The sequence below is a fragment of the Pseudoalteromonas sp. S3260 genome (assembly GCF_005886925.1).
GTDB classification, from domain to species: Bacteria; Pseudomonadota; Gammaproteobacteria; order Enterobacterales; family Alteromonadaceae; genus Pseudoalteromonas; species Pseudoalteromonas tetraodonis.
The window spans coordinates 1-8,864 of record NZ_PNCV01000026.1; the positions used below are offsets into that span (position 1 = coordinate 1).

Consider the following 8,864-nt stretch of genomic DNA (forward strand, 5'->3'; position numbering starts at 1 on the left):
GCCTAGGGGCGATTTACTCTTTGTTGCCTACATGGATGTAGGTAAGGGGCGTGAGCAGGACGCGGAAGCTTTACTCGGTTTTTACTTAGCCCACTAGGTTACAAACCTCGCGCCGCGATTAAACCGCCCTTAGTTTGAACGAATTTTAATCCAAAAAGGTCAACAGACCCTAGCTTAATAGCGAATAATGGGATTATTCAATTTCTTTTATCGCATTTAACACACGTTTTGCTGAAATTGGATAAGGTGTACCTAAGGTTTGCGCAAATAAGGATACGCGTAATTCTTGCTGCATCCAAAAAATAGCCTCAACATCATCAGGCAATGGCATTCCTTTAGGGGTTTTATTCGTCAGTTTTTTATATTCTTGCGCCACTTTTTCAAGCTCTAGCACACATAATCTATCACGATTTGGGTCAACGGGTAGCTTTTCTAGTCGTTTTTGAATCGCTTTTAAGTAACGAATTAAATCGCCGAGCTTATCCGCCCCATGCTGGCTCACAAAACCTTTAAAAATAAGCGATTCTAACTGAGATTTAATATCGCCATGGGCAGTGATCATGGTTAAATCTACTCGCCCTTTCATTTTTTTATGCAGCGCATGAGCAATACTCAGTACTTGCTCTACTTGGGTTGCAATTGCTACTACGGTGTCGCCTAATTCGCCGCGAATATGCTCTTTAACCGTTTCAAATGCATCACTTGTACGAATATCACCATATTTAACTAATAGGCTATCAACACCCGATGCAATGCAGTCATCTATTAAATCGGCAATTTTACCAAAAGGATTAAAGTACAACCCTAGCTTAGCCTTGTTTGGTAAATTTTGCTGCAGGTATTTAATGGGTGATGGCACGTTTAATAACACTAAACGACGCAACCCCTGCTGGTGCGCTAATTGCGCTTTAATTTCGTTATCGAATAACTCCACTGCCGCCGTTGATTTTTTATCCACCAGCGCAGGGTACGCTTTAATTTCGTACTGACCTTGCTTTTTCACATAGGATGTTGGTAACTCTCCAAAATCCCACTGCGTTAAATCGGTTTTTTCTATGCCTTTGTCGGCGACTTTAGATAAGGTGTCGGTGACCTTGCCTTGTAGCTGCGCTTTAAGTTTAGCTAAATCGAGTCCACGTGCCAGTAGCTTGTCGTGTTCATCGCGCACTTCAAATTGTAGCCTTAAATGCGGAGCAAGCGCAGTTAAATCCCACACCTCAGGGTCTACACGGACGCCGGTCATACGTAGTAATCGATTGCTTAGCGAGTCGATTAACGAGCCTTGTAATGGCTCTATAGCCGCTAACACCGCATCAGCATAATTAGGCGCAGGGACAAAGTTACGGCGAAGTGACTTTGGCAATGACTTAATTAACCCACAAATTAGCTCATGACGAAATGCCGGTATATGCCAATCAAAACCACTTTCTTGAACTTGGTTTAATAGCGCAACCGGTATCTGCACGGCAACACCATCAACTGCTTGGCCTGGATCAAAATGATAAGTAAGCGGCAACATTAAGTTATCTTGTTGCCATGTATCTGGATAGTCAAATTCGGTAATGCTACTTGCACCATGCTGCATGAGCTCTTCACGCGTCATGTGCAGATAGCGTTTGTCTTGCTGTTTTTGTGTTTTATACCACTTAATAAACGCAGCACGATTGTTAATATCGCTGGGTATTTTCTTCTCGTAAAACTCAAACAAGGTTTGCTCATCAACTAAAATATCGCGCCTACGAGATTTGTTCTCGAGCACTTGAATATCTTCAATTAATTCGCGGTTATACGCTAAAAATGCTTCATTTAATCCAAGCTCTTGTTCAACCAGCGCTGTGCGAATAAATAACTCTCGGCTTACTTTAGGGTCAATATTGCTGTACACACAGCGGCGTTTATTAACAATTAATAAGCCATACAAAGTTTGTTGCTCAAAGGCAATCACTGCACCGGGCTTTTTCTCCCAATGAGGCTCTGTGTAGCTGCGTTTTACTAAATGCTGAGCAAACGGTTCTACCCAGTTCACATCTATTTTGGCATTAATACGGGCATAGAGTTTACTGGTTTCTACCAATTCAGCCGACATCATCCACTTGGGGCTCTTTTTAAACAAGCCTGATCCTGGAAAAATATGAAATTGGCTATTACGTGCGCCTTTATACAGCTGCTTTTCGTCTTTAAAACCGATATGACTGAGCATGCCACTTAACAGTGCTTTGTGAATAAGCTCGCTGTCTGCAACATTAGTGGTGGCTTTCATTTTCATTTCATTGCACACAGTGCTGATTTGATACACGATGTCTTGCCATTCACGAATACGCATATACGCTAAAAAGTCTTTTTGACATAGCTTTCTAAACTGGCTATTGGTCAGCTCACTTTGCTGCTCTTCGAGGTAATTCCACAAGTTTAAAAAGGCGATAAAGTCAGAGTCTGGATCGTCAAAGCGACCGTGTTTTTCATTCGCTGCCTGGCGTTTTTCTTGTGGTCGTTCTCGTGGGTCTTGAATTGAGAGCGCAGCAACAATAATAATCACCTCACGCAATGCACCAAGCTTATGCGCAGTCAGCACCATTTTTGCTAAACGCGGATCCACTGGCAAACGACTTAGCTCTCGCCCAGATTGTGTTAGGCTGGTTTTTTGATGACGCTTAGCCGCTTTTACCGCTTCTAACTCTTCAAGCAATGTTAAACCATCATTAATATTTCGGCTATCTGGAGCTTGCACAAAAGGAAATTGCGCCATATCACCCAGCCCAAGGGCTAACATTTGCAAAATAACTGATGCTAAGTTAGTACGCAATATTTCAGGGTCGGTAAATTCAGGACGTGATAAAAAATCGTCCTCTGAATACAAGCGAATACAAATACCCGCTTCAACACGTCCACAACGCCCCATTCTCTGATTAGCACTGGCTTGCGAAATAGGCTCTATGGGTAAACGTTGAACCTTTGTACGGTAACTGTAACGACTAATACGCGCCGTACCCGGGTCAATAACATAACGAATACCTGGCACCGTTAGCGATGTTTCAGCCACGTTGGTTGAGAGAATAATGTGGCGGCGCGAATGCGGCGCAAAAATACGATTTTGCTCAGCGTTCGATAGCCTTGAATACAAAGGTAATATATCGGTGTGTTTTAAATTGCGCTTACTTAGCGCATCGGCGGTATCGCGTATTTCTCGCTCACCGTTTAAAAAGATCAGAATATCACCGGGGCCTTCAGCGCAAAGTTCATCGACCGCATCAAAAATCCCCTGTAACTGGTCGCCTTCGGCTTCCATGTCTTCTTTTTGGATATCACTGATGGGGTTATAGCGTACATCCACAGGGAATGTCCGGCCTGATACTTCAATAATTGGCGCATCATCAAAGTGCTTAGAAAAACGTTCTGGATCAATGGTCGCTGAGGTAATAATAACTTTTAAGTCAGGACGTTTAGGAAGTAAATTTTTAAGGTAACCTAAAATAAAATCAATGTTTAAACTGCGCTCATGCGCCTCATCAATAATAATGGTGTCGTATTGATTCAAAAAACGGTCTTGTTGTATTTCAGCTAATAAAATACCGTCGGTCATCAGTTTTATATAACTGTTATTAGAAACCTGATCGCTAAAGCGAATTTTAAAACCCACTTGCTGACCAAGCTCGCATTGCATTTCTTCTGCAATACGATTGGCAACGCTACGTGCAGCTAAACGTCTAGGTTGAGTATGGCCTATATACCCATCAACCCCACGTCCTAACTCTAAACACATTTTAGGAATTTGTGTGGTTTTACCTGAGCCGGTTTCACCAGCAATGATCACCACTTGATTATTAGCAATGGCCTCTTTAATGGTGTCTTTTTTTTGACTGACCGGTAATTGCTCAGGATAAGTAACGTTAGGTAGCCCAGCTAAACGCTGCTCGCGAAGCGATTGACTGCGACTGATATCAGCCGTAATTTTTTCAAGCGCACTGGTAAGTTTTGCCTCGTCGGTAATTTTTTTTACGCCATGAAGGCGCTTTTTAAAACTGAATTGATCTTTTTTTAAGCACGTTTTTAGCTCGCCAAACAACTGACCTAGGTTTACCACCTGCATACCTTATAAAAATTAGTCAAAGAGCCCCGATTGTAGCAAATTAAATAGCTGGGGTTAATCCTGTAAAGGACATAACAATCAGCAGATTATTATATAAACCTCCAGCCACTAAAGAAAAACGCTTATTCGTCGCTAAAAATACCTACATAAGTCGCTTGCGTATTCGATTTACTCGCACGGTACATGCCTGTGGTGTTAAACGGCAGGCTAATATTCCCTTTTGTATCAACAATAATAACACCGCCTGTGCCGCCAATCGGTTTAAGCACCCCATTTATTACTTCATTCCCAGCTTGGGCAATGGTTTTACCTTGATATTTTACTCGTGCGCAAATATCGCTTGCCACATTATAACGAATAAAATATTCGCCATGGCCGGTTGCCGATACTGCACACGAGGCGTTTTCTGCAAAAGTACCCGCGCCAATAACTGGTGCATCACCAATACGACCAAAACGTTTTGCGGTCATTCCGCCAGTTGACGTACCCGCGGCTAAATTGCCTTGTTTATCCAGTGCCACCGCACCCACAGTCCCCATTTTATAATTAGCGGGTAACGCCTTGTGCGCTGCTTGATAATCTTTATTGGTGCTTTTGCTCGCCTCTAGTTTTTCCTTTGCTTTTAATAAAGCTTCATAGCGATGCTTTGTATCAAATATATTATTCTCTACTAAGCTAACGCCTTGCTCTTTAGCAAACTCTTCTGCACCTTGGCCACTTAACATCACATGCACCGATTTTTCCATCACTAAACGGGCAAGTTTAATTGGACTTTCTATGTGCTTAATGCCCGAAACTGCTCCAGCTTGGCGGTTACGACCATCCATAATAGAGGCATCTAACTCATGGCTACCATCATAGGTGTATACCGCGCCGCGTCCGGCGTTAAAATAAGGCGATTGCTCTAACACTTCAATGGCTGCTGTGACTGCATCAAGGCTTTCTCCGCCTTGTTCAAGTACCTTATACCCAGCCTCAACAGCTTGAGCTAATTTATCGCGGTAAGCTTGCTCTTGAGCAGGTGTAAATTTACTTTTATCAATGGTGCCTGCCCCGCCATGAATCGCAATGGCAAACGTCGTGCTCGCACTCAATGCAGATGAGCTCACACTCATTAAACTACCGCAAAGCAGTCCTAGTAATAGTGATTTTTTCATTGTGCGTTCTTTCGTTAGTTAAGATTAAAACTAATGTGAATGGTTACGTGAGGTTTTTCAAGTGAACTGAGTTTAATGGCATAAAAAAAGCGCCCTGAGGCGCTTTTTAAATTCTGTTTAAAAATTACGCTTGTTGCGCTTTTAAACGTGCTAAACGTGCTACTTGGTGAGTAGACGTTAAGAAAGAATAGATAGGTGCTAAATAACCGCGTTTACGAAGCTCTAGAAAGTCTGCATCGCTTAGCTCATTTAGTTTTTTCTCATCGATAAGGTAAATACCGTTGATGTCTTTTTTCTCGCCTTTAATATCAACCGTTAGCGTTTGTGCTACTAGTAATTCTTTATCAGCAAGGAATTTAGTAAACGCATCAGTGACTTGTGAAAACTCAATGAACGATACTAACGCTTCTTTACGACGCTTAAGGTAATCAGTTTCTTCACCGTTTTCGAATAATGCATTACCCTCTTCTTCACCAACTAATGAACTCGCTTCGTCAATTACAATACCAAATTGATCTTGCTCAGGGTGCTTTACTAAACCTAATGGGTAACGAGTCGTTGCCATAGGTGCAAACGCAGCTGTCCATTTATCGCCATCAACAAATAAGTTTTCACCTGGCTCTAGGCCAAACATAGCAACCGCTTGAAAAGTGCCTGTTTCGTTATTTTTAACAAAAGACATTGGAAACTCATTGGCGATACGCGCAAACTCGTGTGCTACAACTGGCACTAAGTGTTGTGTTTTCATAAATTCGATATTGATGCCATTTTTAATTTTAGTCTTGGCATGTTTTTCGTTGTGTAAAGGCTGTACTTGTTGCTCCGCCATGTTACTGCTCCGTTATTTATTAATTTGATTTATTACTGTTAGTGGCCTAAGGCTAATGGTTTTGGTGACAAAAAGGAAGTGAAAATTTTGTGTCATTTTGTACGTTATTAATTAACAAAAACATTATCGCTGATTATTTCAACAAATAACGAGTAAACATAACCAAAGGTGAAATTCGCACGCTTAAATAGCTCAAAAAGCGCTCTTTGACAACGCTGTCTTCGGTGGTATGTTGATTTTGTGCCTAAATAAAAAATTCACACTTAGATAATCTCAGCAAAAATAGACACTAAAATAATGAAAAATTTAACTGTAAACCCGAACTTAAAAATTGAAAAATTGATGATCCCAGGTACCAAGCTATCAGCCTTCGTTGTTGATGATTTTCTTTTGATACAAGTAGTGTAATGAATTTTGCCCATAACATAGCCTATTTTAATCCTATGTTTTCAGACAATTCTTTCTATCCTGGCATTCGCGACAATATGCCACAACCCTACTTAAGGGTTTTACATGCATTTTTTCAAAATGAAATACTGCCTAAAATAGAAAACAAAAACTACCACGAGTCTATTCTTCATAAAAGTTTGCTTTCATTAGTTTCATGTAAACCGGCTAATTTAATTGTCGATCAAAAAGTGCCCCATATCGATTCATGTGATGAAAGAGACTATGCGTTTGTGCATTATTTATCTGGTGAGGAACTCGGTGGCACCAGTATTTATAAATACATACCGCAAAACATTATTGAATTTAAAGAGCAACACAAACCACTATTGGCAGATATAGTTAACGATGTTAAAAATAACCCTGATGAACATCAAGGCTATTTAGCGGGTACCACTAGCTTATTTGAGCAGGTATTTAAAATAGATGCTAAATTTAATCGCCTTGTTATTTACCAAGGTAACTTATTACACAGTGCAAATATTTACTCTGAGCAAAGCTGCTTAGCCGATGCTAAAAAAGGCCGTCTGTCGATAGCCTCTTTCGCAAGTGTAAGATAAGGGTTAGATTGACTGAAGCCCATACTGTTTAATTTTATTTAAAAGCGCTCTGTGATCAGGAAGCTTATTTATTAAATAGTGATCAATCTCAGCTCTTTGTTTTAAACGCGCTAAACAGTGTGCCTGTTCTTTATCGGGGCTGTTAGACGCCTTAGTATTGTAATTCATTCCATAAAGTACAAATAAGAAGTTCTCTAGATAAAACACTTCAAACTGACTAAAAAAATCATCTCTGACTGGGGTAAACTCTTTCCACAAATTAAGTTTTTCTTTTAATGACGAGGAAATAGTGTCTTGGTTTTTACTTGCTATCCAAAAAGCTGAATCAGTGCGGTCTGATATACAGTAGTGAAGTTTAATAAAATCAATCACCCGCTCCCATGCATACCCCATAGCATGATTAAAACGCTCATCTAATTGCTCTAGCTACGTTGTTGATGATGGGAAGCGCAACGTTAAAAATTTAGCTGAAAAGTCAGTTAATAATATTGACGTAGCCTCTAATGGTTCTAAGAAGCCTTGTACTAAGCCAAGGGCAACACAATTTTTATGCCAAAACTTTTTTCCGGTAACCGACCCGCATTGGTATTTTTCTGTAGGTAAGATCTTGCTTACTATCACCTAAATAACGGTCAAGTTTTTCATGTGCCTGTTCATCCGTCATATGGTTATCTGAATAAACAAAACCTACTCCACGCCTATTGGTGAGCGCAATATCCCAAATCCAGCCAGCTTGATGAGCGGTGGCAAGTGTATAAGGAGGAATAGCATCATCGGCTTTGGTTGGTACTTGCACCACTAATGCGCTGTTAATTAATAAACTCTCAGATACATCAACAAAAGGAATCTTTAACGCTTTACTCATAAGTAAAGATTCAAAGCCTGAGCAGTCAATATAAAAGTCAAACTCAAGCTCTTCATTGTTATCTGTAATAAGTGCAGCAATAGCGCCGTCATCGCCAAGCTTTACCTGTGTAACATGGGTGTGTATATGCTCTACAGAAAATTTTTCTTTTGCATTACAAGCAAGTAGTTGCGCAAACTTGCCTGCATTAAAATGATACGCGTAAGCCAACTCCCCTTCATATTGAGCATTAGTGATATTTTTAGGTGCTAAGCCTGCCTCACAAATAACATGCTGAGAAGATAAGCCCTGCGCATAACTTTGACTTTCTCTTTGTTATTTAACCAATAAGAAGTTAAATGCTTGGCATCATAAGAGCTTGGCACATCAAATAAATGATGAAAAAAGTTGCCTTCTCCATGTTTTTTCTTATCCATCCAGTTAATAAACTTTATTGACTGCTTGAACGTTGCATCACATTGCCTAATAAATTCATCTTCACGAATACCAAAGCTTTTTAGGGTATTCCTAATATCGGGGACTGTGCCTTCACCGACACCAATTGGCGGTATATCTGGGGACTCTATTAAAGTAACAGATATACCTTTACGATTGAGCATCTCTTTGCCAATGTGGTTTGCAGCTAACCAACCGGCTGTTCCACCACCTACAATTGCAACTTTTTTTATATCCATAAATCACCAATAAAGTTTAACCTCGTAAAAAAGCCCAGCAATGCTGGGCTTAGGTTATTTTTACTCATTTAGCGTATCAAAAACGCATTGTTACACCAAGTTTGTAACGTGCTTCACCTTCAAAACTCCACACTGGAAAATCATTCAGTAAATCAGGGTTTGGTAATGAGGTAGATGCATCATTGTTACCGAGCTGAACGCTGTCTTCCTCTGTTAACCTGAGTTCTGGTTAAGCCAACATTAGA

4 protein-coding genes and 1 pseudogene are annotated in these 8,864 nt (G+C 40.5%); 1 reads left to right on the forward strand and 4 read right to left on the reverse strand.

Features of this window, described 5'->3' with window-relative positions; all coding sequences use genetic code 11:
* Positions 1–193: 193 nt before the first annotated feature.
* From hrpA to CWC14_RS05040, 3 genes are all read right to left on the reverse strand, one after another.
* Positions 194–4,081 (reverse strand): ATP-dependent RNA helicase HrpA, encoded by a 3,888-nt coding sequence (hrpA, locus tag CWC14_RS05030; RefSeq protein WP_171036827.1) that lies wholly within the window; start codon positions 4,079–4,081, stop codon positions 194–196.
* A 128-nt stretch (positions 4,082–4,209) separates the two neighbouring features.
* The gene (locus CWC14_RS05035) at positions 4,210–5,244 is read right to left on the reverse strand and encodes an isoaspartyl peptidase/L-asparaginase family protein (RefSeq protein WP_138561660.1); all 1,035 of its coding nucleotides are present in this window, start codon (positions 5,242–5,244) and stop codon (positions 4,210–4,212) included.
* A 124-nt stretch (positions 5,245–5,368) separates the two neighbouring features.
* Complete coding sequence (locus CWC14_RS05040; RefSeq protein ID WP_138561662.1) at positions 5,369–6,073, reverse strand: SapC family protein; 705 nt, start codon at positions 6,071–6,073, stop codon at positions 5,369–5,371.
* 407 nt (positions 6,074–6,480) lie between these two features.
* Between CWC14_RS05040 and CWC14_RS05045 the strand changes: the two genes are divergently transcribed.
* Positions 6,481–7,080 carry a DUF6445 family protein gene (locus tag CWC14_RS05045; protein ID WP_249928699.1) on the forward strand — a complete coding sequence of 200 codons (600 nt, stop codon included), beginning with the start codon at positions 6,481–6,483 and terminating at the stop codon, positions 7,078–7,080.
* 3 nt (positions 7,081–7,083) lie between these two features.
* Here the strand turns inward: CWC14_RS05045 and CWC14_RS05050 are convergent.
* Positions 7,084–8,619: pseudogene (locus CWC14_RS05050) on the reverse strand (tryptophan halogenase family protein).
* Positions 8,620–8,864: the final 245 nt, after the last annotated feature.